The organism is Metabacillus litoralis, assembly GCF_007994985.1.
In the GTDB taxonomy this organism is placed as follows: domain Bacteria; phylum Bacillota; class Bacilli; order Bacillales; family Bacillaceae; genus Metabacillus; species Metabacillus litoralis.
On the sequence record NZ_VOQF01000008.1, the window covers coordinates 178209 to 202137 of the forward strand.

Annotated in this window: 27 protein-coding genes; 7 read left to right on the forward strand and 20 right to left on the reverse strand. The window is 33.2% G+C overall.

What is annotated here, in order from left to right:
- Nucleotides 1-10 precede the first annotated feature (10 nt).
- A complete protein-coding gene (locus tag FS935_RS15705; protein WP_146949599.1) occupies nucleotides 11-982 on the forward strand; it encodes a F510_1955 family glycosylhydrolase in 972 nt (323 codons plus the stop codon).
- 66 nt (nucleotides 983-1048) lie between these two features.
- On the opposite strand, the gene FS935_RS15710 is transcribed toward FS935_RS15705, so the two are convergent.
- From FS935_RS15710 to hmpA, 7 genes are all read right to left on the reverse strand, one after another.
- Entirely contained in the window at nucleotides 1049-1630 is a 582-nt protein-coding gene (locus tag FS935_RS15710; protein ID WP_146949600.1) for a YdhK family protein, read from the reverse strand.
- 191 nt (nucleotides 1631-1821) lie between these two features.
- On the reverse strand, nucleotides 1822-2571 hold the full coding sequence (locus FS935_RS15715) for a multicopper oxidase family protein (RefSeq protein ID WP_275669622.1): 750 nt from the start codon (nucleotides 2569-2571) through the stop codon (nucleotides 1822-1824).
- Complete coding sequence (locus FS935_RS24255) at nucleotides 2568-2696, reverse strand: hypothetical protein (protein WP_275669620.1); 129 nt, start codon at nucleotides 2694-2696, stop codon at nucleotides 2568-2570. Before FS935_RS24255 ends, FS935_RS15715 begins: the two co-directional genes overlap by 4 nt.
- Before the next feature lie 227 nt (nucleotides 2697-2923).
- Complete coding sequence (locus FS935_RS15720) at nucleotides 2924-3655, reverse strand: urease accessory protein UreH domain-containing protein (protein WP_146949602.1); 732 nt, start codon at nucleotides 3653-3655, stop codon at nucleotides 2924-2926.
- Nucleotides 3656-3769: 114 nt separating this feature from the next.
- Nucleotides 3770-4747, reverse strand: a complete 978-nt coding sequence (locus FS935_RS15725; RefSeq protein ID WP_146949603.1) for a stage II sporulation protein P — start codon at nucleotides 4745-4747, stop codon at nucleotides 3770-3772.
- A gap of 141 nt (nucleotides 4748-4888) precedes the next feature.
- A complete protein-coding gene (locus tag FS935_RS15730; protein WP_146949604.1) occupies nucleotides 4889-6304 on the reverse strand; it encodes a SpoVR family protein in 1416 nt (471 codons plus the stop codon).
- 97 nt (nucleotides 6305-6401) lie between these two features.
- The gene (gene hmpA, locus FS935_RS15735) at nucleotides 6402-7622 is read right to left on the reverse strand and encodes an NO-inducible flavohemoprotein (RefSeq protein WP_146949605.1); all 1221 of its coding nucleotides are present in this window, start codon (nucleotides 7620-7622) and stop codon (nucleotides 6402-6404) included.
- 197 nt (nucleotides 7623-7819) lie between these two features.
- On the opposite strand from hmpA, the gene FS935_RS15740 reads away from it, so the two are divergent.
- Entirely contained in the window at nucleotides 7820-8272 is a 453-nt protein-coding gene (locus tag FS935_RS15740; protein WP_146949606.1) for an RrF2 family transcriptional regulator, read from the forward strand.
- Between the two features lie 75 nt (nucleotides 8273-8347).
- Here the strand turns inward: FS935_RS15740 and FS935_RS15745 are convergent, their stop codons facing one another.
- Both FS935_RS15745 and FS935_RS15750 read right to left on the reverse strand, forming a co-directional pair.
- A complete protein-coding gene (locus FS935_RS15745; RefSeq protein ID WP_158638622.1) occupies nucleotides 8348-8698 on the reverse strand; it encodes a DUF3889 domain-containing protein in 351 nt (116 codons plus the stop codon).
- Between the two features lie 115 nt (nucleotides 8699-8813).
- Nucleotides 8814-9794: a M14 family zinc carboxypeptidase gene (locus FS935_RS15750; protein ID WP_146949608.1), complete on the reverse strand. Its 981-nt coding sequence runs from the start codon at nucleotides 9792-9794 to the stop codon at nucleotides 8814-8816.
- A 161-nt stretch (nucleotides 9795-9955) separates the two neighbouring features.
- Between FS935_RS15750 and FS935_RS15755 the strand changes: the two genes are divergently transcribed.
- Nucleotides 9956-10198: a YhdB family protein gene (locus FS935_RS15755; protein WP_146949609.1), complete on the forward strand. Its 243-nt coding sequence runs from the start codon at nucleotides 9956-9958 to the stop codon at nucleotides 10196-10198.
- Nucleotides 10199-10249: 51 nt separating this feature from the next.
- Here the strand turns inward: FS935_RS15755 and FS935_RS15760 are convergent, their stop codons facing one another.
- The 8 genes from FS935_RS15760 to FS935_RS15795 all read right to left on the reverse strand — a co-directional run bounded on the left by FS935_RS15760 (nucleotide 10250) and on the right by FS935_RS15795 (nucleotide 18624).
- A complete protein-coding gene (locus FS935_RS15760) occupies nucleotides 10250-10780 on the reverse strand; it encodes an NADPH-dependent FMN reductase (RefSeq protein WP_146949610.1) in 531 nt (176 codons plus the stop codon).
- Between the two features lie 21 nt (nucleotides 10781-10801).
- A complete protein-coding gene (locus tag FS935_RS15765) occupies nucleotides 10802-11452 on the reverse strand; it encodes a response regulator (protein WP_146949611.1) in 651 nt (216 codons plus the stop codon).
- Nucleotides 11453-11457: 5 nt separating this feature from the next.
- On the reverse strand, nucleotides 11458-12591 hold the full coding sequence (locus FS935_RS15770) for a GAF domain-containing sensor histidine kinase (RefSeq protein ID WP_439116664.1): 1134 nt from the start codon (nucleotides 12589-12591) through the stop codon (nucleotides 11458-11460).
- Between the two features lie 193 nt (nucleotides 12592-12784).
- Nucleotides 12785-13351 (reverse strand): hypothetical protein, encoded by a 567-nt coding sequence (locus FS935_RS15775; RefSeq protein WP_146949613.1) that lies wholly within the window; start codon nucleotides 13349-13351, stop codon nucleotides 12785-12787.
- Nucleotides 13352-13528: 177 nt separating this feature from the next.
- Entirely contained in the window at nucleotides 13529-15274 is a 1746-nt protein-coding gene (locus FS935_RS15780) for a phospho-sugar mutase (protein WP_146949614.1), read from the reverse strand.
- Between the two features lie 314 nt (nucleotides 15275-15588).
- Entirely contained in the window at nucleotides 15589-17133 is a 1545-nt protein-coding gene (locus FS935_RS15785) for a bifunctional GNAT family N-acetyltransferase/carbon-nitrogen hydrolase family protein (protein ID WP_146949615.1), read from the reverse strand.
- A gap of 153 nt (nucleotides 17134-17286) precedes the next feature.
- Nucleotides 17287-17943 carry an HAD family hydrolase gene (locus FS935_RS15790; RefSeq protein ID WP_146949616.1) on the reverse strand — a complete coding sequence of 219 codons (657 nt, stop codon included), beginning with the start codon at nucleotides 17941-17943 and terminating at the stop codon, nucleotides 17287-17289.
- Between the two features lie 255 nt (nucleotides 17944-18198).
- On the reverse strand, nucleotides 18199-18624 hold the full coding sequence (locus tag FS935_RS15795) for a CBS domain-containing protein (RefSeq protein ID WP_146949617.1): 426 nt from the start codon (nucleotides 18622-18624) through the stop codon (nucleotides 18199-18201).
- 231 nt (nucleotides 18625-18855) lie between these two features.
- Here FS935_RS15795 and FS935_RS15800 point away from each other — a divergent pair, with 231 nt between their 5' ends.
- Nucleotides 18856-19287 (forward strand): disulfide oxidoreductase, encoded by a 432-nt coding sequence (locus tag FS935_RS15800; protein WP_146949618.1) that lies wholly within the window; start codon nucleotides 18856-18858, stop codon nucleotides 19285-19287.
- A 1-nt stretch (nucleotide 19288) separates the two neighbouring features.
- Nucleotides 19289-19756 (forward strand): thioredoxin family protein, encoded by a 468-nt coding sequence (locus FS935_RS15805; protein ID WP_146949619.1) that lies wholly within the window; start codon nucleotides 19289-19291, stop codon nucleotides 19754-19756.
- A 56-nt stretch (nucleotides 19757-19812) separates the two neighbouring features.
- Here the strand turns inward: FS935_RS15805 and FS935_RS15810 are convergent, their stop codons facing one another.
- Complete coding sequence (locus FS935_RS15810; protein ID WP_146949620.1) at nucleotides 19813-20268, reverse strand: DUF5365 family protein; 456 nt, start codon at nucleotides 20266-20268, stop codon at nucleotides 19813-19815.
- 117 nt (nucleotides 20269-20385) lie between these two features.
- On the opposite strand from FS935_RS15810, the gene FS935_RS15815 reads away from it, so the two are divergent.
- Nucleotides 20386-21285 carry an RluA family pseudouridine synthase gene (locus FS935_RS15815; protein WP_146949690.1) on the forward strand — a complete coding sequence of 300 codons (900 nt, stop codon included), beginning with the start codon at nucleotides 20386-20388 and terminating at the stop codon, nucleotides 21283-21285.
- Nucleotides 21286-21349: 64 nt separating this feature from the next.
- On the opposite strand, the gene srtD is transcribed toward FS935_RS15815, so the two are convergent.
- Nucleotides 21350-21928, reverse strand: coding sequence for a class D sortase, LPxTATN-specific (gene srtD / locus FS935_RS15820; protein ID WP_146949621.1), 579 nt, complete (start codon nucleotides 21926-21928; stop codon nucleotides 21350-21352).
- Between the two features lie 180 nt (nucleotides 21929-22108).
- Complete coding sequence (locus FS935_RS15825) at nucleotides 22109-22687, reverse strand: NAD(P)H-dependent oxidoreductase (protein WP_158638623.1); 579 nt, start codon at nucleotides 22685-22687, stop codon at nucleotides 22109-22111.
- Nucleotides 22688-23097: 410 nt separating this feature from the next.
- On the opposite strand from FS935_RS15825, the gene FS935_RS15830 reads away from it, so the two are divergent.
- Nucleotides 23098-23754, forward strand: coding sequence for a cobalamin B12-binding domain-containing protein (locus FS935_RS15830; protein WP_146949623.1), 657 nt, complete (start codon nucleotides 23098-23100; stop codon nucleotides 23752-23754).
- Nucleotides 23755-23929 lie beyond the last annotated feature (175 nt).

The following is a 23929-nucleotide window of genomic DNA, read 5'->3' on the forward strand; positions in this document are numbered from 1 at the left end:
AGGTATTATTTTGATAAAAAAAACATGCTCATTCTTCCTGTTATGTTTTTTACTGAGTGCCTGTTCACAAGGAGAAAATGAAAAAACTACGGAAAATGACATTGAAGTTTATACAGATGAAAAAGATGATTATGTAGACATTTATAAAGAAATAAAAGATGAAAAAATTGAGCATATACACGGTATTGGCTATGCAGGGAATAAAGATGAATTGTATCTTGCCTCACACGATGGATTATTAAGATTCTCAAATGAAAAATGGTTTGAAATCACTGAAAATAAACATGATTACATGGGTTTTCAAGCTACTGATGAAGGCTTCTATTCAAGTGGACACCCTGAACAGGGATCAGATTTAAAGAATCCTCTTGGGATTATCAAAAGCTCTGACGATGGAAAAACATTAGACAAACTTGATTTTTATGGTGAAACAGATTTTCACTATTTAGCAGCAGGTTACAAGAGTCATATGATCTATGTAATGAATGAAGCAAAGAATTCAAGTTTAAATAGCGGATTTTATTACTCAGAAGATGAAGGTGAAAACTGGACAAAAAGTAAGATGAATGGGCTTTCATTTAATAATATTGGTAATATAGCTACTCATCCAACCAAAGCGAATATTGTGGCAATATCCACAGATCAAGGTTTATTCACTTCAAATGATAATGGTGATTCGTTTGCTCTAGCCTCACAATCTCAACCAGTTACAAGTGTTGTATTTAGAGAAAATTCCTTTCTCTATTTTACTTTAAAAAGAGATAAGGTATCGCTTTATAAAAAAGAACTAAATAATGAAAAAGAGGAATCAATACCTATTCCAAAAGAAGTGAATGAGCAAAATCCTGTGATGTACATTTCATCTCATCCAGAAATAGAGGAAGTGATGACTATAATTACTTACGAAAATGATATTTATCAAACAAAAGATAATGGTCAGTCATGGACTAATTTAGTAAGGAAAGGCAAGATACAATCATAGCTATATACTCCAAAAAAGAACTTGGATTAATCCAAGTTCTTTTCTTTATTTTAAGCACACACATTCCTATTTCGGTGACAATTCACTTTCCGTCACCCACTTATGGTTTTTCACTTCCTCGCCTCCAGTTGTCGGAGTGTAATCAACCATATATACTGTCATTTCTTCGACTGAGTCAACAACAGCTGTTGCACCTTTCATACCTTCCATATGATCGGCGTTTAACACAACCTCCGTTCCTGGTTCAAATGGTTGATCTCCTGAATTTTCAACTTCTTCATGGATGACCCATTTATGATCTTCAACCATTTCTCCTCCAGTTGTTGGAGTATAAGAAACCATATAAACATTTGTATAATATGCTCCAACAATTGTAGCTTCTGCACCCTTCATACCTTCCATGTGATCTGTTTCAAGAATAGCTTGACTCCCAACTTTATAAGTTGGATTTTCTTCTTCTTTTAATCCTTCTGGAATTTCACCAGAACCTGAATGATTCATCTCAGAATGATCCATTTCCATACTTTCTTCGGTATTTGTGTTCGAGTCTGTGTTTTCATTTTGTGCCTCTTGTCCATTATTACTACATGCAGCTAAAGAAATTGCTAATAGACTTGTCATAATACCTATTATGAATTTATGTTTCATTTCAGCCTGCTCCTTCTTTGTTTATGATTGATATGTTAATACTGTAAAAATACCAAAAGACTTTGCAGAAAGTGTGCAAAATTAGTGTCATATATGTAAATATTTTTAACTTAAAAATAAAAAAGCAGTAAGTAGAAAGAATTCGTCTACATACTGCTTAGTTTATCCTTATTTTTCATAATTTAATTTTGTTACCATACCACCTGGTGTTTTCCCATTATTCGTTTGTGAAATGTTTTTGTTCCGTTTATTGGTAAAGATCCTGGGTTTATTGATAAAAATTCAATGTCAATCCGTTGACCTGAAGCAACATTAATTGTGTCATCGTATATGTTATAACGTGGAAACCCATTGACACTTACTACTTGAAAATCATGACCATGAACATGCATGGAATGTGAAGCACTCGACTTATTTATAAAGCGAATTCTAATTTTTTTCCCATATTTCGTGCGAAGTCCTTCAGTTTCAGGAAATGCTTTTCCATTGATTGTAAAAAAATTAGGGGCAGTATCAAACTTCCTAGGTTTATATACACCTGGTGTAATTTCACCTATTTTTTCTTGGGGGATATCCCATTGCTGTAAAACTAATACATAATCACGATAAGGAATTTCTCCACCTGTTAATTGGTTTTCATTAGGCAACACAATAAAAGGTCCCAATAACCCTTGAGGGATTTGGGATGGATCTCCAGCATGATAAAAAAATGTGCCTGCTTGCCATGCTGGAAATTGATACACGTATGATTCGCCTGGCTTGATTGATGGAGTAGGTTCTATTTCAGGAATTCCGTCCTGAAAAACAAGCTTAGATAATCCATGTACATGTAGTGATGTAGGTTTATCTAGACGATTTTCTAATTCAATCCGAACCATTTCCCCTTGTTTAAACACGAGTAAAGGACCAGGTATAGAATTATTGTATCCTAGACCTTCTATTCTACTTTATCAACAATAGTATGATGTGAAGGTTGTGGTACTAATTTATAGTATCTAGTATTACCAGCCTTTTGATATTGTGCCTTCAAACCATTTGGCATCATTAATCTACTTTCCCAATTCATGACATTTCCCCCATTTAGTTTTGTCCATTATTAAAACTTATGACAGGAACTAAACTATTATGAGAAAGTATCATAGAAATACTTATACTTAAATAAAAAATAACGAGCACTTGGTACGTTATTTTAATTCAACATCATAACCTTGATCATCAATTGTTTCCTTAATAGTGAACTTCTGAAGGATCAAATTCTACATCAACTTGCCCTGAACTTAAATAAGGTACTTATTAAGACCAATATGTAACGGTATCAACTATCCCAACTATAATCATTAAGACTCCTGCAATATTTTGGATATTTGTGCCAAGTTTTCTACCTTTCTTTAATAAAGCCCCACTTCCTCCTAAATACCATATTAGAAAAATCGTAATAATTAATGGTAAGACCGTGCCGATTGCAAACACAGTTGGCAACATAAGACCATAGGAACTGGATAAAACAATTGGCATCAAGGTTACAAAATACAATACAAACATTGTAGGACAAAAGGCAAGCGAAAAACTAAACCCTAATAGGAAGGAAGCAAATGGTCTTTCGAGTTGCTTATCTTCAGCTTGTTTTACCAATTTAAAAGTACCTCTTAATTTAATGACACCAAGCATAACCAATCCTACTATGATTAACAGTGAACCCATTAGTTTCCGTATCCATGGAAAATACATGGTGAGAACACCTTCAATTTCCCTCCCTAAAAACCAAATTAATATCCCTAAAAGAGAAAAGGCAACAATCTTTCCCAAAATAAAACCTAATATATCTTTCCATACAATTCTACTTTGCAGAGAACGATTACCGTATAAAGTAACGGCACTTACATTTGCGACAAATTGACATGGAGCTAGTGCCCCTACAATCCCCAATACAAATGCAAATGCAATCGGAAATCCTTCTAGTGAATTTGCCATATTAAAAAATGGTTGACTTAACCATGAGCTTATTTTGCTGATGAAAATGTACACATCTTTCCCCCTTTTCCTACCCTTATTAGCTTAGTACAAATATGTGCAGATTTTATGAAGGAGGTGAAAGGGGTTGATTGGCTAAAAAATTATTACAAATATCACAGAAACATTTTAGTCATGGACATTCCCCCAATAATATTCACTTATAGCGTTTCCTAAAATATCGGCACTTCTATAAAGTTCTTCCAGACTATTTTCTACACCGCCTATTTCAACAATAACGCTATTAGGTAGTACATCTTGATTATAGACACCATTCCCTTGAGACTTATCTTTAATTATGACTCCTCTAGAAAGACCTGGATATTTCCTCTCAATAACTTCATGAATATCATTCGTAAAATCTAAATTCCCCTTATAATTTTCATGTCCACTTCCAATAACGAATGAAAATTTAGCTAGTGATTCTCCATCAATTTCAATTGTTGATTGTTCTCTTGGTAATGAATCACGATGAATATCAAAAGCCATTTCTAAATCTCTATTTTCACGCATTTCATTCACAATAACTTCTCTAGACATTTGATAAGAACGACCAAATGTTAAGTTTCTGTCATGTAACATATTTACTATATCGATTTGACTAACCTCATTCCAAATCCCATTGCTTCTCAAGGAGTCTCCTAATCTGTTTCCAACCAGTGATATATTTACTTTGGAATGGTAAGCACTCTCTGGGGCAGTTCCTTTTTTAAAGTAAGGCAAAAAAGATTCTCTAGTATGAGAAAAATAGATAAATACCACTTTTCTCCCAAATGTGCTATGAAAGTTTTTCTTAGTAATTTCTGGTCTTTTAATATCCTGTTCATTAAAAGAATTAACCTTTTCTAAAATTAGCTCAGCATCCATTTTAAGTGAATTTTCGTTTGGTACAAGTTCAATTGAAACTTCTGATTCAGTATCGCTTTTATTATTTAATAGCTTTGAAGATAGATCTACCTTATTTCTCAATTCTCCACTATTACTCTCTTTTTTATTTAGGAGCTCCTCTTTGCCATTAAGGAAGAAGATAACTGTTAACACCACTACGAATAAAGTAACTGCGATAAATAATAATACTTTTAATGTGTTAATGTTTAGTCTTTTCATATTAATCCCTCTAATAAAGTAATAGATTATTACTTTATATATCGGTTACATTTAAAGACTCTAAAGTGAAGATCTACCTTATTGTAAGCATGTAGTTTCAAAACAAGAAAAAAGCCACTGATATTCAGTGACTTCCTCATTTTATAAGTATTTTCTAGATACACTATTTCCATCAAATGAAAATAAAACGGCTTTGTCTTCCAACACACTTTCCATGTGTACAGGTCTACCCCAAAGCTGATACAAATATGGAAGAACTTTTTCTAAATATTTAAGATCAAGCTCAATATCCTCGAACCAATGCTTTAAATAAAGTTCATTGTTTTTTAAGTAATCTCCATCATTGACTGTAATATAAGGAAAACCACCATTCACCCTCATACTAACAAGCTGATCTCGAACATTTTCCCATTCCTTATCAACTACTTTATAATCTCTACCTTGTTTTTGAAACAAATACATATCTTCTCTCATAACAAGGTCTTTTGTTAAATAATTACGAATAAAGGAAATATCTGATTCAACCTCACGAACCTCAAACATTTTCTCTCGACCAGATCCTGGTGTTGCTCCAAACATTTTCATTTCTTCTGTTGGGTTATTATATCGTTCTTCAATGTCCTCGAAGATTTTCAAGCCTAAATAATAAGGGTTAATACTTGTTTTTGAAGGCTGTACAACACCAGCATTAAGCTTAGCAAATTCAATGGATTCGTCTGATGTTAGATCAAGCTCACGAAGAATTCGTTGATGCCAGTACGAAGCCCAGCCTTCGTTCATGATTTTCGTTTCTAGCTGTGGCCAGAAATATAGCATCTCTTCACGCATCATTGTTAAAATATCACGTTGCCAATCTTCTAGTTCACGACTATATTCTTCAATAAATAAAAGAATATCCTTTTCTGGTGTTGGAGGAAAATTCCGTTTCTTCTTTTTAACTGTGTGCTTTGGTTTTTGTTTATCATCAAGCTTCCAAAGATCATCATAAGGAGTACTTGTTTTTTCTTCCATCTCCTCAAACTCAATATCATCAATTGTCCAAGACAGCTTTGGGCGTACCAAGGACGGATCAATATGTTCTTGTATGGCAAGAACAGCATCTAAAAATGTCTCAACTTCATGTCTTCCATATTGGATTTCATATTGCTTTATTCGTTCAGCAGTGGCTGACATGCTTTCAACCATTTCACGCTTTGTATTTCCAAAACGCGCATTATTCTTAAAGAAGTCACAGTGAGCTAAAACGTGGGCTACAATCAATTTATTTTGGATAAGAGAGTTCGTGTCAAGAAGAAATGCGTAGCAGGGATCTGAATTAATAACAAGTTCATAAATTTTACTTAAACCTAAATCATATTGCAGCTTCATCTTATGAAATTGCTTCCCAAAACTCCAATGTGAAAATCTTGTTGGCATCCCATAAGCACCAAATGTATAGATAATATCTGCTGGACAAATTTCATATCTCATAGGATAAAAATCAAGTCCAAAGCCAGTAGCTACTTCTGTTATTTCAGCAATTGCATATTCAAGAGCCTTTTGTTCAGATTCTTTCATGCTCTCCCCCCTAAGCTATCGTTATCCTAAATGTATGTGCTTAGGAGAGAAAAGATGAAAGGGTTTGTTTATATTTATAAAATTGCTAAATAAAATGTTAAGTATTTTGTGTTTCTTTTAAGTTAATAGATGGGCCAAAGAATTCATAACGAATTGCTTCTTCTCTTACACCTAGTGACTCTAATTGATCAATCATGCTTTTCATAAATGGTGCTGGACCACATATATAAAATGAATTTTCTTTATGGATTAATTCATTCTTAAATTTAGTAAGATCTACTCTACCTTCAAAGATATTATCTTCTAGATCAACGTTAACACCTTGATCGTAGTAGTAGTACTTCCGACCATTGAATAATTTATTCAATTTCACTTCAATTTCTTGTTTAAAAGCATGCACATCTGCACTTTTAGCTGCATGGATAAAAGTGACAGGTCGCTTGGGCTGTTTCTCAGCAATATCGTTTAACATGCTTATCATAGGAGTAATACCAACACCACCACTAATTAGATAAACTGGATTTTCATTGCTACTGTCTATAACAAAGTCACCAGCTGGAGCAGTCAATTCTATTGTATCTCCAGCGGTCAATTGATTATGAAGGTAATTAGATACGATTCCTTCCTCGACAAGATGTTCACCACTTTCACGTTTAACAGAAATTCTTAGATAATTCTTTCCTGGTGCATCTGATAAACTATATTGGCGATTTAATAAGTGTGTTTCACTTGTAATATTTAGACGAACTGTCACATACTGTCCTGGTTGAAAGTATGGGATACTTGTTCCATCCTGAGCTTCTAAATAAAATGAAGTAATAATTTCACTTTCCTTTTCTTTCTTTACAATTCTAAAGTTCTTAAAGCCTTCCCATGCAACCTCCTTAGTTGTTTCATACATCTCTTCTTCAACATCTATAAATACTTGGGCAATCACTCCATAAGCCTCTCCCCAAGCTTCTAGAACATCTTGAGTCGCCGCATCTCCAAGTACATCTTTAATTGCTTTAAGTAGAAATTCCCCTACAATTGGATAATGTTCTTTTTTCACATTTAAACTTCTATGCTTATGTGCAATTTGTTTAACAGTAGGAAGTAAAACCTCTAATTGATCTATATACGTTGCTGCTGCATAAACTGTATTTGCCAATGCTGTTTGCTGGCGGCCCTTTTTCTGATTCACTGAATTGAAAATATTTAATAATTCAGGATGTGCCTCGAACATTGTTTTGTAAAAATACGTTGTGATTTCTGTTCCTCGTTCTGCTAAAACAGGTGCAGTTGATTTAACGATATCAATTGTTTTTTGAGAAAGCATTGTATCATCTCCTAAAGATGTATTTTAAATACATCTTTATAATAGAGTATGTAACAATCTAAAAGCAATATCTAAAATACATCTTTAAAAATTTGTCACATTTGATAACAGAAATTAAGATTTTAAAATAATTTATGATAAAATTAGTTAAAGTACTAGTCGATTATTAGAAGTCATTGATATGTGAGGTCCTTTATATGCGTCTAACTTTATATACAGATTACTCTCTACGAGTTTTAGTATTTTTGGCTACTAAACCAAAAGAAGAGCTTTCAAATATAAAAGAAATTGCTGAAATTTATAATATATCCAAGAACCATTTAATGAAGGTTACATATGAGTTAGGAAAGATGGATATTATTGAAACAGTCAGAGGACGGAATGGTGGAATCCGCTTAGCCATTTCTCCAGATGAAATTAATATTGGTGAAGTTGTTCGCCAAACGGAAGAAGATTTTCATATTGTAGAGTGTTTTGATGAAGAGCGAAACCAATGTATCATATCTCCCGCTTGCGGACTAAAGCATGTTCTTAATAAAGCTTTACAAGCTTATTTAGCTGTGTTAGATGAATATACATTAGCTGACTTAGTGAAAAACCAGTCTGCTTTGTTATCCTATTTCTCAATTGGAGCTAAAGACCAAAACTAAGTACCAGATTTATACTCCTAGCCTTACAAAAAAAGCAATAAGCTATGCCATTTTACTAGCAGCTAGCTTATTGCTCTAAAAATCTCGCTCATTTCCCTCAGTCATTTTCACAGTAATGAGTTTTCCTGTTTTTGGATTAAATACCACATCAACACTTACAACAAAGATTTTCCCCTGTTTACTGGCTTTAATATGAAAAATATCCTTTGCCTCTTGCTCATTAACTTCCTCGCGTTTCACATATTTATAATCAATAAGCTCTGATTCTGGGTATTTTTCTTGTACTGATGAGATAGCAATTTTACTCCACTTTTTGTAATCTATATCATCATCATTATGTTCTCCATATGCTTTTATCCCCACTGATAAAATAAGAATAAAAGCAATACATGTGAAAATCAATTTAGATAGTGAGTTCAACTTCATATAATCCTCCATTACCTTTTCCTATGGTTTTTCATTCCGCTACTAACGATTGCATAATCAGTGATATCTGCCATTTGTTATTGATTATAACTTGCCCAAATTTATGAGGCTTATCCTAATTATCCACATGTTTTTTTGCATACTCTGCTAAAATAAGACCTATTGTTTTATTTCTGTTCCATTCTTCATCAAAAATAGATAATGGTGGATTTGTCTCCTCAACCAAGTAACTTAACTCAATTGTCATGGCAGGTTTCTGGTAGCATTGAATAAACCAATCTGTATATCCTCCTCCTACTGCATCGCTAGAAGGATAAGATATTTTATAGCCCGTCACGTCTGATACCATTTCAGCTAGTTGATAATCACGGTATAGGTTTTCTACCTGATTATAGTAATACCAGAAAATCTCACGACCTGATGTATGATAAGCAATTGATGCTAAAGGCTTGATTTCCTCTGTAAAAGTTAGTAGAGATTTTGTTTCACTAGAACCAAAGGGCTTTTCACCTTTATAGTGGGAATAAGAAGCATAAGTCGAATCTCCTTGTATTTCTTCCCAGCCTGCAGGGTATTGTCGATTAAGATCAACACCTACCCCATTTGCTTTCCACCTTTTAAAGTTGCTTTCACCATTATTCATATCCACATAAACTTCCTGCAATACTAATGGCAAATGTTCTACACCTTTTTGCTGTATTGTCACTCCATCTGGATTCACCATAGGAACAAACCAAATGGAAACATGATCTAATATATTCAAGCTATGTCCATATAATGAATACTTCTTGTTATAGGCAGAGGCATACTCTTTTATCATCTCCATGATGATATGTGTTGTTAGCCATTCTCTTCCATGATGACTACCTGTAATTAGGACATTCTTTTTTCCTTTCCCTATTTTTATTGCGAAAATTTCACGACCTAGCTCAGATTGACCTAGTGACTTCATTTCTAAATCATGTTTGTCTGAAAGCATGACCAAGTGATCCTTCATTATTTCATATGTAAACATATCTATTGTAGCTCTACTACATATTGGTTGATTTATAAAAACCATGTACAAAACAATAAGAATTACCGAAATTTTTTTCATATTAGAAAATCCTTTTTTTGTTTTTAGGTTTCCATTAAGACTATTTTTTATAAGGGTAAACACTTCCAAGCCTTTTATATCAACAAAACCAAGTTTTTCACAGTAAGATCAGGAACATTTCACACACACTAAGCATATCTCCTTAAGAAGGAGGGATTTTAATGGATAGCAGTGTGGATTATGACAAAGCTTTATATTACACTCATCGATCTCAGTGGGATAACCTACTCATATTAATGGTTCGCACAAAAGACGATTTCCTTTCAAAAAAAATTGAACAATTTCTTCATGCATATAACTTTGAGCATGACTATCAAGAGGTAGAAAAACAACTTTACTCCTTGTTACGATATATTGATCATGCTGTTGAACATCCAGAAATGGAGTATGTTCAACAAATATAAAAGTGTCATAAAAAAAGACTGACAATGGCTTAAAACCTTGTCAGTCTTTTCTTAGTTTTGATTAATTCTCTTAAGTGCTTCTGAATAAACTGCCAGCTCTTCAACTAATTGATCTATAAGTAAAGCTGGGTCTTCTTTCACTTCTTTCTTATCATAATCGAAACAATGTGGATCAAGAATTAACTGCTTTGCGATTGTATTTGCATAAACACCACGCATAACTGTTCTCATATTGTTCAAAGCATTAATACCACCTTTACCACCACCAGCAATGGCAATTAATCCTACAGGCTTATGAGAAAATTGATTGCTACTTAAAAAATCTAACGCATTTTTTAAGGCACCGCTCATAGCATTATGATATTCAGGTGATAATAAAATGACAGAATCTGACTCACTAACTAATCTCTTTAATTCTTTAACATCTTTTAACTCACTTTGTTCTTCTTCTCCATTAAACAAAGGAACTTCTCTTGTACTCAGATCAAATAAAATTCCATTATGCTTTTTTGCAATAAATGAAGCAGCCATTCTCGTTCGTCCGGTTTTTCTTGGACTTCCATTAATAACTAAAGTTTTCATAAAAAATCTACCCCTTATAAGTTAATTCTCATCGGTATACCCATTTTTCACTGCAAACAATGCTGCTTGTGTTCGATCTGAAAGTTGCAGCTTAGAAAGGATATTAGAAACATGAGTTTTCACTGTCTTTTCTGTAATAAATAGCGCAGATGCTATCTCTTTATTGCTTTTCCCTTTGGCAAGCTCGTTTAAAACTTCTTTTTCACGCTTCGTCAAATCATTTAGCTTTATAGTTTCTTGTTTTGAACCTAAAGAAAGATGTGTTATAACATGTGCAGTTACCTTCGGATGTAGTTTACTTTCTCCCTTTAAAACGTCTCGAATAGTTTGAACTAATTCATCTGGTTCAATATCTTTTAGTTGATATCCTGAAGCACCGGCCCGAATAGCTGGGATAACATGATCTTGATCAGCATAACTCGTTAAAATAATGATTTTCACTTTATCATTAAGTTCTCGTATTGCCTTAGTAGCTTCAACTCCATCCATTTTCGGCATGGATAAATCCATAAGCACGACATCAGGGTTTAATTCTGTAACCAAAGTTACTGCTTCCAGGCCATTTGTTGCTTCACCAACAATTTCAATATCCTTTTGCGTTTTTAAAAAGAATAGTAAGCCTCTTCGAACAACATGATGATCATCTGCAATTAGAACCTTTATCTTTGTCATGCTATCTACACTTCTTTCTGTAATGGAATGGTGATTGAAATAATTGTACCTGATCCAAGACTGCTGCTTAGATTAAAGTTTCCATTAATCTTCTTGGCACGCTCCTTCATACCCCTTAGCCCCATTGAAGGCAGGTGATTTTTTTCATCATATTGAAAGCCAATCCCCTTATCCTCAATAATCATTTTAACGGTATAATTTTTACGAGTAATAGAAAGAAAAACCTCAGTTGTTTCAGCATGCTTTTTGCAATTATTTAATGCTTCCTGACCAATTCTCCACAGCTCTTCTTCAAGATGACAGGGAAGTGTACATACCCCTTCTATATTTAACTCAGCTTTCAATCCAAGTACATTTGCATAATTTAATAATGCCGAGCCAATACCATTTTCCAAGCCCTGTGGTCTAAGCTGCCAGATGAGACCTTTCATCTCTGTTAGTGCCTCTTGTGAAAGCTCCTGAATATAGGAAAGCATATCTTTCACTTCAGTTTCTATTGTCAATTCCTTAGTACCTCTTGCGGTTAACATGATTGAAAACAACAATTGATTAACAGAATCATGCAAATCTTGAGCAAGTCTATTTCTTTCTTCTATTAATGCATGTTTACGAGCTTTTTCTACAAGTTGAATTCTGTTAATAGCTGTTCCAATTTGAAATGCGACAGATTCTAATAAAGCAAGCTCTTCATCAGTGAAATGCTTTTTATTTGGGGCGGCAATATTAAGCAAACCAAACTTTTCATTGCCAGCTTGTAAAGGAACAGTAGCATGATGTGTAATTCCATTTGTTTCTCCCCAATTATTCTTAATGGCTGCTTCTATTCTTTTGCAATTTATAATATTTGCTGCTTTATTTAATCGATCATCATAATACCGATTAATACACCAGCATCCACCTTCACACATAACTATTTTTTTATTCCAAGAGAGACCTGCTGGCAAATTATACTCAGCAGCTAATTCATACTCACCTTGTTTATCAATCAAAAATACCCATCCTGTGTTAAGGTCAGTAAGTTTCAATAATTCACACAAAACATCTTTAAGCATTATTTTTACATCGGTGGCTTCATTTAATTTCTCTGCAATCACTTTAAGTGTAGTTAATTCGTGAATTCGGTTATCTTTCATCATTATTCCATTCCCCTACAATAGCTTTATCCATATTATAACAAGTATAAGCTTGATAAAGCCTTCTCTATCTGAATGAAATTTTCTACGACTTTTGGAGTAGATCCTTTTAGAGAAAATTGAGGTCTTTAACTAATCAATAGTATGACAAAAAAAAACACTTCTAAGAAATAAGTGTTTTTACTAAAGACTCTATAACTTAGGTAGATCTACCATTACTTAACGCCTTTACTATTAATGTAAACCTATAACTAATAAATACAATCACAATATCAATTAAAAATAGATAAAATTGATTCATCCCTTTATCAAAGCTTAATAAACCTAGATAATCTTCTACAGAGGCAAAGCCAAATGCAAAGATTGCACTAAGTACCAATGTATACAAATAAAAGTTTTTGTTACGATTTGTACAATATTGATACACAAGTAAAAATCCAACAGGTAAAGCAGATGCTGTCATACTAAGTGCATAGGGAAATATCGGGGTCAGAAAATATGTATGTACAAATAAGCCAAGCCTTTCTAATGCAATTTCAAAATACGTCCATAGTACATGAACTGTGTACCCAAAGAAAAAAAGTTCAAATATTCTTTTTCTATCTACTAAAAAATAAAGAATTACTAACGGAAAAAGCAATAATGCAACGACCGTCCAAAACTGCCATGTTCCCATATGTGAATAACTATCCCAGTAAGAAGAAATTAAAGAATTTAATTCTTCCTTTTTAGAATCTATCTTATCCCAATATTCACTGTATTCCATAAGACGTCCTCCCACATGTTCGACATCGTCACAGTTAGTATTTCCAGTAACAGCATTACAATACAAATACCAGTAAAGCTTAGCATTTCATTCTAGAGCCTTTGACCATTGAAAGGTTCTTCCTAAATACAAAAAAGCCGAACAAATTAATTTGTTCGACCTAGTATTATTTATTTTTTACTTGCTTAAAGCTGCAATTAGCTCATTTACTTTATCCATTACACCAGCTTCTAATGCTGATAATTGTTCTTCACTTTGCTGTAACGTCTCGCTGTTAACTCCAAAGTAGAATTTTGCTTTAGGTTCTGTACCAGATGGACGTACACAGAACCAAGAATGATCTTCAAGGATATATTTCAAAACATTTGATCCTGGTAAATTGATTGTTTCTTTTGTTCCAGCAACAATATCTTGTCGTTCACTTGTGTGATAATCTTCAATGGCTACGATTTTTTTACCAGCAATATCTGTCGGCGGGTTACTTCTAAAAGATTGAAGAATGCTTTGAATCTGTTCAGCACCTTCTTTTCCTTTTAATGTTAAAGATTGTAAGCCTTCTTTGTAATAGCCATATTCTTTGAAAATTTCTAGTAAGCCTTGGTACAAAGTAAGACCCTTACTTTTATAATAAGCTGCAACCTCAACAGATAGTAAAGCTGCTTGTACAGCATCCTTATCACGAGCAAAATCACCAATCAAGTAACCATAGCTCTCTTCATAACCAAATAGGAATTCGTATTGACCAGTTCTTTCGTATTCATTGATTTTTTCTCCAATGAACTTAAATCCTGTTAAAGTATCGATTGTATCTAGGTCAAATGAGCTTGCAATATCTCTACCAATTTCTGATGTAACAATTGTTTTGAGTACTACACCATTTTTAGGTAGTGTTCCTTTTGCTTTCTTCTCAGAAAGAATGTAATGAAGAAGTAATGCACCTGTTTGATTACCTGTTAACACTACATATTCTCCATCATTATTCTTCACAGCCACACCAAGACGATCTGCATCAGGATCTGTTCCAATTAACACATCAGCATCGATTTCTTTACCATCGCGTATCGCTAAAGTAAAGGCATCATGCTCCTCAGGGTTAGGTGACTTGACTGTAGAGAAATTTGGATCTGGAAGCTCCTGCTCTTTAACAACTGTTACATTTTTATAACCAAGTGCATCTAACCCTAAACGTACAGGCTTGTTAGCTGTTCCATGTAAAGGCGTGAAAACAACCTTAATATCTACCTCATTTGATAGATTAGGGTTCACTGAAATTGTTTTTAGCTTTTCAGTATATGCTTTGTCAATTTCTTCACCGATTATTTTAATTAAACCTTTTTCTTTTAATGAAGCTTCGTCTTCAACTTCTATTAGAAGCTCGTCTTCAACCTTGCCTACATATGATATAACAGTATCAGCTGCTGCCGGAGGCAATTGCCCTCCATCTTCTCCATATACTTTATAACCGTTATATTCCGGAGGATTGTGACTTGCTGTTATGACAATCCCTGAAAAACCATTTAGGTGACGAACAGCAAATGAAAGCTCTGGTGTTGGACGAAGCTCTTCAAATACATATGTCTGAATTCCATGGGAAGCAATTGTTTTTGCTGCTTCCATCGCAAATTCCGGTGATTTATGACGTGAATCATAAGCAATAACAACTCCACGTTTTTTCGCTTCTTCACCGTAAGAATCTATGTATGAAGCTAGTCCTTCTGAAGCTTTACGAACTGTGTATGTATTCATTCGGTTCGTACCTGGTCCTATTTCTCCACGCATACCACCTGTACCGAATTCTAATTCTTTATAAAAGCAATCTTCGAGTAATTTCTCGTTGCCTTCCATTTCATCTAATAAACCTTTTAGTTCTTGATCTAAATCCTGTTTATTTATCCAACGTTGATAGCTTTTTTTCCAGCTCATATTTACCTCCAAGGAGTGATTTTCCAGCAAATTTCTATAATAAATACCATCCTTATTTTAGCATATATTAGGATCTACCACAGTAATGATTTTCTACAAAATTAGCTAAGGTTGATGCAAGTTAATACAAAATTTTCGTGCAATGTTATTTTACAACAATATTTATTTAACATACTCATATAAAGTATTGTGTTGATAGTATAGGACTATTTTTTTAATATATTTCATAATTCGACTTTAGAGGTGAAGATGTTATGACTTTTTTTAAGAAAAACAAAAAAGCTGACTCTTAACTCCAAGTCAGCTTTGATCTATTACTGTTCCTTTTTATATCTAATAGAGTAGATATCTCTTCTACGATCCTTCAATTGATTCACTGTACCAGATTGACGTTGACGTCTTAGTATTTCTAAATCAACATCTCCAATAATCACCATTTCAATGTTCGGATTACACTCTCCTACGATTCCATCTCTTGCAAACTCAAAATCAGATGGAGCAAAGATAGCAGATTGAGCATATTGAATATCCATATTTTCTGTTTGCGGTAAATTACCAACTGTTCCAGCAATAACAGTATAAATTTGATTTTCAACTGCACGGGCTTGAGCACAGTAACGAACTCGTAAGTAGCCTTGACGATCTTCTGTACAAAATGGTGTAAAGATAATTTTAGCACCTTTATCTGTAGCAATACGTGCAAGCTCAGGGAATTCAATATCATAACAAATTTGGATGGCTATCTTTCCACAATCTGTATTAAATACCTTTACTTGATCACCACGACTAATTCCCCACCACTTTCTTTCATTTGGTGTGATATGAAGTTTATATTGCTTTTCAATTGTTCCATCTCTTCGGAATAAATAAGCAATATTATAAATTTGCCCTTCTTCTTCAACAACATGTGATCCACCAATAATGTTAACATTGTAACGTACTGCTAGCTCTGTAAATAATTCGATATAATCCTCAGTGAACTCTGTTAATCGCTGAATAGCCTTACTTGGTACCTTTTCATCTAGAAATGACATAAGCTGTGTTGTGAAAATTTCAGGAAATACAGCAAAGTCAGAGCCCGCATCAGAAGCAACATCAGTATAGTACTCCACCTGTTTAGCGAATTCTTCAAACGAAGAAATCTGCTTCATCATATACTGAACAACACAAATACGAACAGGATAAGATGTTTTGTAAAATCGCTTTGTATTTGGTTGATAATCTACATTATTCCATTCCATAAGAGTCGCATATTGATAAGAAGCCATATCATCAGCTAAATAGTTTGGGTTTATTCTCATTAATGTGAACTCATTAAGTAGCTGAAAGGAAAGAACAGGATCATATACTTTATGTAATGAAACCTGTTGTACATATTCTCTTGGAGATAATTCATCTGCATATTTATAATAATTAGGAATACGCCCACCAATAATAATACTTTTTAAATTCATTCTTCTTGCAAAGTCTTTTCTTGCTTCATATAATCGGTGACCAATTTTCATTCGGCGATAATTTGGATGAACCATAACCTCAATACCGTACATATTATACCCTTCTGGATCATGGTTTGTGATGTAACCATTGTCAGTAATATCATCCCATGTATGTCGATCATCATATTCATCAAAATTGACTAAAAGACTAGAACATGAACCAATAATCTTTCCTTCAAACTCTGCACAAAATTGCCCTTCAGGAAAATGTTCTAAGTGACTTTCTAAATGCTCTCTTTTCCATGGTGTCATTCCGGGAAAGCATTTTAATTGTAGCTTTAAAATCTCATCAATATCACTTTCTTGGATATTACGAATAATCATTTTCTTTTCAAATTTGGATAAGTCCAGTTTTTCAGACATTTTTACTAACTCCTTTAATCTAGATAGTTAAAGCTTTTCTGAAAGATGTTGTTAAATTTTCTAGTTAGTTCTCTAGAGACAGCTTTATCTAGCGCCTTACTAAATGGTATTTCATGCAAAAATATATTGATTAAAAAGGTATAATACCCTTTATTATTTATTTAAAAACATAACTAACTCTTTTAAATCCATATGAGCCATTGTTTCTAGTCGATGGTCAACTTCACAAAAATCTAAATTCTTAGTTACTGAGTTCGGTACAACCACACATTTCATTCCTGCTCGTTTTGCCGCCAATGCCCCATTTGCTGAATCTTCAAATGCAATACATTCCTCAGGTTCAACATTCAAGCATTTTGCTGCTTCTACATAAAGTGCAGGATTCGGTTTTACTTGCTCCACATGATCTGAAGTACGAATGCATTCAAACTCATCTAACAAATTCAATCGTTTTAAATGTGTGGAAACCCATTTATAGCTAGAGCTGGATGCTAAACCTATTTTCAATCCTAGCTTTTTAGCAGCAGTAATATAATCTATTACACCTGGTCTCGCTTCTTCAAGATGAATACGTTTTGTAAATCTTTCTTCTAGTTGTTTCTTAATACTGTTATGGTCAATTACTTTGTTTGCTTGTTCTTCTAAATATGTATAAGGACTAAAATCAGACTTCGTCCCAATTACTTTTCCCCAAACACTTAATGGTAACTCACAATCATGCTCTTTAAAAATTTCTGATAACACTTCATATTCATGTGTTTCGGTATCTAATATTAACCCATCAAAATCAAAGATAATAGCCTTGATCATTGTATATCATCTCCTCTTCCTACATTATACAAAACACGATCTTCTTTTTCACGTTTCCACCTTTGAAAATTAAAAGAGGTATGACATAATGTCACACCTCAAATGAGATATTTGCTCTTTGTTATCGTTTATTTGCTGTTTTTCATTATATATTTGCTGCTACTGTTAATATATTTGCTGTTTTCATTACTTTATTTGCTAATATCAACAATATATTAGTTTTTCGACACTAAATGACAAACATCAAAAACCTACTTAAGAAGTTTTGTTCGGTTCAGAAATGTTTGTTAATGCTACTCCAGCAGCATGATCGCTCATTTCATTAGTTGCTAAGTCTCCTAACGCAACAATACCTACTAATTGATTATTTTCAACAATTGGTAGACGACGAATTTGATGCTGTGCCATTATTTTCGCAGCTTCTTCAACTGACATAGACGTATGACCTGATACAAGGTTTGTTGACATAACCTGTGAAACAGGAGTTGAATTTTCTAACCCCTTTGCAGTTGTACGAAGAGTAATGTCTCTGTCTGTAATAATTCCTCTTAGCTGCCCATTATCAACAACAGGAATTGAACCTACATTAGATTGCCCCATCAATGTCGCAGCTTCTTTAATTGTTTGTTGTGAAGATACTGTTGCAACATTAGTTGTCATACATTCTTGAATTGAATTCAACATAATCCTCTCCTTTCATAGTTAGTATGAACAGTTAAGGAAACTTTATAGATGTAATATTTCAAGCATTTGGTTTAAAAATTACCAATCACTTCATCAGTATTTCAGCAAAGTTTTAACCAAAAATAATTATAATGAAAAACCATCATAAGATTGTCACAATCTATCTATTTTACAGGAGATTCAGGAAGGCTTATAATTTAAGGAAATAATCTAAGTGTGAGGTATACTATGTCAGTCTCTTTTAATAAAAGAATAGAAAATTTACTATCCATTGGTTGGGTTGCTTCATTTATCGCAACATTAGGAAGCCTTTATTTTTCTGAAGTAATGAAATTTACTCCGTGTGATTTATGCTGGTACCAAAGAATTTTTATGTACCCGCTTGTGATTATCTTAGGGATAGGAATTTTCAAAAAAGATGCTTCTATTGCTCTTTATACATTAATTCTTTCAGGAATTGGTGGGTGCATTTCACTTTACCACTATGGAGTTCAAAAGATAGATTTCGTAGAAGAAAACTCTATTTCTTGTGGAATTGTGCCATGTTCAGGTGAATATATCAATTGGCTTGGGTTTATTACAATACCTTTCTTAGCATTAACAGGATTCATTATTGTATTTGTAACAAGTTTATTAATTCTTAAGAAAGCAGGTAAATAATTTGAAAAAAATCTTACTATTTGGTGCAGTTATTTTAATTTTATTCGGAGGTCTTGCGTTTGTTACAACGTATCAAAATAGCCAAAAAGCTGAAGGCAACGTATATGGAAAAGCTAATTTAGATCCTGCTACAATCGATCAATTAGATGACCCGAATTATCAAAACATTATTCTTCCAGATCAGCTTGAAACAAAGCTTGAAAATAAAGAAGACACGATCGTTTATTTCTTTAGCCCACGTTGTGAGCATTGTGTTGCTACAACACCTGTTTTAATGCCAATCGCTGAAGACGTTGGTGTTGAGATTAACCAATTAAATTTATTAGAATTTGAAGATTCATGGAATGAGTATAAAATTACTGGTACCCCTACTCTTGTTCATTATCAAGATGGAAAAGAAGTTGATCGTGTTGAAGGCTCTAGTACAGAGGAAGCGTATCGTACATTATTAGAGGAATGGAAGCAGTAATATTTGAAGAAAATCAAAAAAAAACGCGGAAATCCGCGTTTTTTTTGATCTCACAATTAAACTAACCATGTGTTAGCCGGTTTTATAAATTGACTAAATTCTCCGATTTGACTCTCCGCTTCTCTAAATTGGGTAAAAGAAAACGGAAAGAAATATCCATATTCATTTAATGTTTGACAATTACGTTCGAACATTTCTTGATACTCTTTTTCATGTCTGCAATCCTCAATTAAATCTAACACAGCAATAACAGCTTGTAAGCTTGATATGATATGGAAGGCATCCTTCAAAGTACCATTATAAAATTGATCAGTTTCTTGTGGCTGAAGTACTTTCTGTTCTTTAAGCTCCATAATTTTATCATCTGGAAAGAATTTCGGAAGAATTTCAGTAAAAATCTGATCTACTAACTCTGCAATATGGTTTTCTTGCTCTTCTGTAGAGGCAACAACAACCTTCAAATAAATCACCCTTTTTTCACCTATTAAAACTACTAATATATTTAACTTCATTAAGCATACCACTCGATTATTAAACATGGTAGAGGTAAGTCTTACCGGAACTAGATTGTACATCCATTCAGAGTTAGGTATACTTTCTATACGATAAAATTAGTGTGTAAAGGATTGATATTCTTGAAACGAAATGGTGAATGGCTCGAAATAATGATACCTACTGAATGGGCGAACCAAACTGTTTTCCATACATTAACAACTCATTTAGGAGTTTCAAAAGCAACAATACAGAAATGGAATTCAGCTTCAGCCATTAAAAGAAACAATGAAAAAGCTGATGTGAATCATAAAGTTCAACCTGGTGACTGCCTCTCTCTACATTTATTTAAAGAAGAAGGATACGGAGTATTACCAGAGAAAAAGACTCTTTCTATTCTATATGAAGATGATCATTTGTTAATTGTAAACAAACCTGCTGGAATTGACACACATCCAAATCAGGAGAATCAGCTAGGTACATTAGCAAATGTTGTAGCTTATCATTATCAGCAACATAACATACATATACGAGTAAGACATATTCATCGCCTTGATAAAGATACATCAGGAGCGATCATTTTTGCTAAACATGATCTTTCACATTCTCTTTTAGATCAAGCTCTTCAAGCTAAAAAAATTAAACGAACTTATATAGCACTTGCTGAAGGAAATGTGAGCCCATCAAAAGGGACTATTAAAAAAGCAATTGGAAAAGATCGACATCATGCTACAAGACGAAGAGTTTCTCCTAATGGACAACAAGCTATAACTCATTACCAGGTTGAAGAATACAAACCAAAGACCAACTTATCCACGATTTCACTTCAATTAGAAACAGGTCGAACACACCAGATAAGAGTTCATTTAAGCTTCATTGGTCATCCTCTTGCTGGTGATTTATTATACGGAGGAAAGACGAATATAATGAAAAGACAAGCTTTACATTCTGCCAAGGTTTCACTTACTCATCCGCTCTCAAATGAAAAATTGACTGTTGAAGCACCATTACCTAAGGATATGCTAATACTTATGTAATTTCCGATATAAGAGAAAATAAAGAGGTGATCGTCTAATTGATCACCTCTTCTAGTTTTTAATTTTAAACTTCCTTTTTCTTCGCATAAATTATATATCGCTGTGGTGCATTTCCAACATAGCTAAAAGGATAACATGTTGTTAATAGTAACTCTTCTTTTTCATTTTGAAGAGTAATAATGCTGAGATCATCAGCTTCTACAATTTTCGTATCAATTATTTCATATTCAAAGCTACCATATGGTAAAACCATTTCAAGAGAATCACCTATTTCAAGTTCACCAGCATTTCTAAAAACAGTATCTCTATGTCCAGATAAAACGATTTGTCCGTTTTCCTCAGGATAATAGCTGCCTTTATAATGGCCAACACCTTTTTCAAGATCATCAGGATCTGTGCCTTCAACAATTGGTAGATCTGCCTTTAGTCGTGGGATTTGTAAGATACCGATAGCTTCTCCCATAGGGGGCTTGAATGTACCATCCTCTTCTTTGTATACATCCTTACTTGGTGGTGTTTCTACAATAGCTTTTGCTTCATTTAAAGAGTTCGTTGTTTGCATTTTCGTATCAGCTATTTCCCAAACTGCATATCCGACAATACAAAGTCCTACAACAATTAATAAATATGATAGTTTCTTCATTAATCTACTACCACTCTTTCCCCAAGGTTAATACATTCATTATAACATAGAGGAAATTTATATTTTACTATTGATCTTGATAAAACCACCTAACAATTGTAAATATTTCGTAAAGATATGACAGTACTCAACAACAAAGATAATAGACAAAAAAATCTACCTTGGATTAATAAAGTGTATTTATAATATATCCACTATTCCATTTACTTCTTTTAACATAACTTCTCTAGCTTCTTTATTGATATGCTGTACAGAAAAGAAGAACTTATGTGTGATTACATCTAGACCACAATAATCTAAAATTCCCACATCCACTATTGTCTCCATTGAAGATACAAGCTGATTAGGTTTCATTATATCCTCTGGTTGACCTGTTGTTTGAAAAACGACTGCTTTCTTTTCTTTAAGAAGACCTTCTGATTCTCCTTTAGTAAATCTAAAGGCAAAACCATTTGTAAAAACTCGATCAATATATCCTTTTAACATGGCTGGCATTCCATTCCACCAAGTTGGAAAGATCATAACTAGATTTTCAGCCCAAGTAATATAATCCTGCTCTTCCTTAATGTCTTTTGGAAGTTCAGTTTGATAAAAGCTGGAATAATTATCTTCCTTTAAAACTGGATCAAACTTCAATTTATATAAATCACGAATTTTCACGTCATGTTTTTTATACTCTAAATGCTGTTTTACTTCATCACAGATTGCTCTATTAAAACTATCCTCACATGGGTGTGCTAGAATAATGAGTGTTTTCATTATTTCCTCCATAACTACATTTTCACTTACAACTCAAACTGTGAACATCATTTACTGTTCTGCATATCGATCTTGATTTAGTTAGTATACCTAGAAAAAATGCCGTTATTCACTTAAACAAACGTTTAATTAAATCGATATTAAAAATCCACAAAGAAGGTAACTCCTCAGATAAAATCAATTTTACAATCTATAAACAAAGGAACCTGCATTTTAACACATAGAAATTAAGATATCTGTAGAAGTATATCAGCTTGAGTATTCTTATTAGCAAAGTAAAGAAAATCATGTTATGTTTAAACCATAATTGCACAAAGAGACTTTAGTTTTTTGAAAGTTTTATATTGATGAAGTTTAGTAGATATTTAGTATAATAGGTACTAGATTAAGTTAGAAAGGAGTGAAATCAGGTGACTGATTTAACAAAAAAGTTTGCTCATTTCCTCTTACTTGCTGATACAACTAGTTCCTATAGGTTAGTAGAAAAGTTACTTTTAGATGGTTATTCTTCTATATATATCTATGAAAAAATCATAAAAGATGCATTATATTATATAGGTTACCTTTGGGAAATTGATGAGATAGGTGTTGCAGATGAACATCTAGCAACTGGAACTGCTGATTTTATTCTTACGAAGCTACAGTTATTAGTAAATGAACGAGATAATCATAGCAATCAGCAAAAACAAGCTATGTTATTTTGTCTTGAAGGTGAAGAGCATTATATAGGAATCAAAATGGCGGCTAACATTTTCAAAGAACATAATTGGAATGTAAAATATTTAGGACCTAATTTACCACTTCAGCATGCTATTTACTTTGCAAACAAATCAAAACCTGATGTTATTTGTCTTTCACTTACGATGTCAAATCAATTAAAGAATTTACCAAATTATATTACTTCTCTAGCAGAACTGGATCATAAACCTACAATTATTGTAGGCAGTAGACTTTTTGAAAAATATGATCTTACTAAGTTCATACCTAAAAATACAATTGTAATTTCAGATTTAGAGAAATTATCAAGCTGGATAACAGAGCAAAAGGTTCTTGCTAAGGCTTATTAATATTTCTTTACTTCAAATAGTCAATTTATAGGCTCTTTTCTAGAGATTGTTACTGATCTTATTACTTGTTATAAACAGTGTTTTTACGAATATAAGATGCTTGTTTAATTAGAAGAAATACTCCTAGACTGGATAAAGTGCTGTATCCATAATGTAACCGAAAGCAACAAAGTTC

Excerpts from the sequence above, each read along its gene's own strand:
- FS935_RS15710 (WP_146949600.1), bottom strand. The coding sequence starts at position 1,630 with ATGAAACATAAATTCATAATAGGTATTATGACAAGTCTATTAGCAATT.
- FS935_RS24255 (WP_275669620.1), bottom strand. The coding sequence starts at position 2,696 with ATGAATTGGGAAAGTAGATTAATGATGCCAAATGGTTTGAAGGCACAA.
- FS935_RS15725 (WP_146949603.1), bottom strand. The coding sequence starts at position 4,747 with ATGAAAAGACTAAACATTAACACATTAAAAGTATTATTATTTATCGCA.
- FS935_RS15730 (WP_146949604.1), bottom strand. The coding sequence starts at position 6,304 with ATGAAAGAATCTGAACAAAAGGCTCTTGAATATGCAATTGCTGAAATA.
- hmpA (WP_146949605.1), bottom strand. The coding sequence starts at position 7,622 with ATGCTTTCTCAAAAAACAATTGATATCGTTAAATCAACTGCACCTGTT.
- FS935_RS15740 (WP_146949606.1), top strand. The coding sequence starts at position 7,820 with ATGCGTCTAACTTTATATACAGATTACTCTCTACGAGTTTTAGTATTT.
- FS935_RS15745 (WP_158638622.1), bottom strand. The coding sequence starts at position 8,698 with ATGAAGTTGAACTCACTATCTAAATTGATTTTCACATGTATTGCTTTT.
- FS935_RS15750 (WP_146949608.1), bottom strand. The coding sequence starts at position 9,794 with ATGAAAAAAATTTCGGTAATTCTTATTGTTTTGTACATGGTTTTTATA.
- FS935_RS15755 (WP_146949609.1), top strand. The coding sequence starts at position 9,956 with ATGGATAGCAGTGTGGATTATGACAAAGCTTTATATTACACTCATCGA.
- FS935_RS15760 (WP_146949610.1), bottom strand. The coding sequence starts at position 10,780 with ATGAAAACTTTAGTTATTAATGGAAGTCCAAGAAAAACCGGACGAACG.
- FS935_RS15765 (WP_146949611.1), bottom strand. The coding sequence starts at position 11,452 with ATGACAAAGATAAAGGTTCTAATTGCAGATGATCATCATGTTGTTCGA.
- FS935_RS15775 (WP_146949613.1), bottom strand. The coding sequence starts at position 13,351 with ATGGAATACAGTGAATATTGGGATAAGATAGATTCTAAAAAGGAAGAA.
- FS935_RS15780 (WP_146949614.1), bottom strand. The coding sequence starts at position 15,274 with ATGAGCTGGAAAAAAAGCTATCAACGTTGGATAAATAAACAGGATTTA.
- FS935_RS15785 (WP_146949615.1), bottom strand. The coding sequence starts at position 17,133 with ATGTCTGAAAAACTGGACTTATCCAAATTTGAAAAGAAAATGATTATT.
- FS935_RS15790 (WP_146949616.1), bottom strand. The coding sequence starts at position 17,943 with ATGATCAAGGCTATTATCTTTGATTTTGATGGGTTAATATTAGATACC.
- FS935_RS15800 (WP_146949618.1), top strand. The coding sequence starts at position 18,856 with ATGTCAGTCTCTTTTAATAAAAGAATAGAAAATTTACTATCCATTGGT.
- FS935_RS15810 (WP_146949620.1), bottom strand. The coding sequence starts at position 20,268 with ATGAAGTTAAATATATTAGTAGTTTTAATAGGTGAAAAAAGGGTGATT.
- srtD (WP_146949621.1), bottom strand. The coding sequence starts at position 21,928 with ATGAAGAAACTATCATATTTATTAATTGTTGTAGGACTTTGTATTGTC.
- FS935_RS15825 (WP_158638623.1), bottom strand. The coding sequence starts at position 22,687 with ATGAAAACACTCATTATTCTAGCACACCCATGTGAGGATAGTTTTAAT.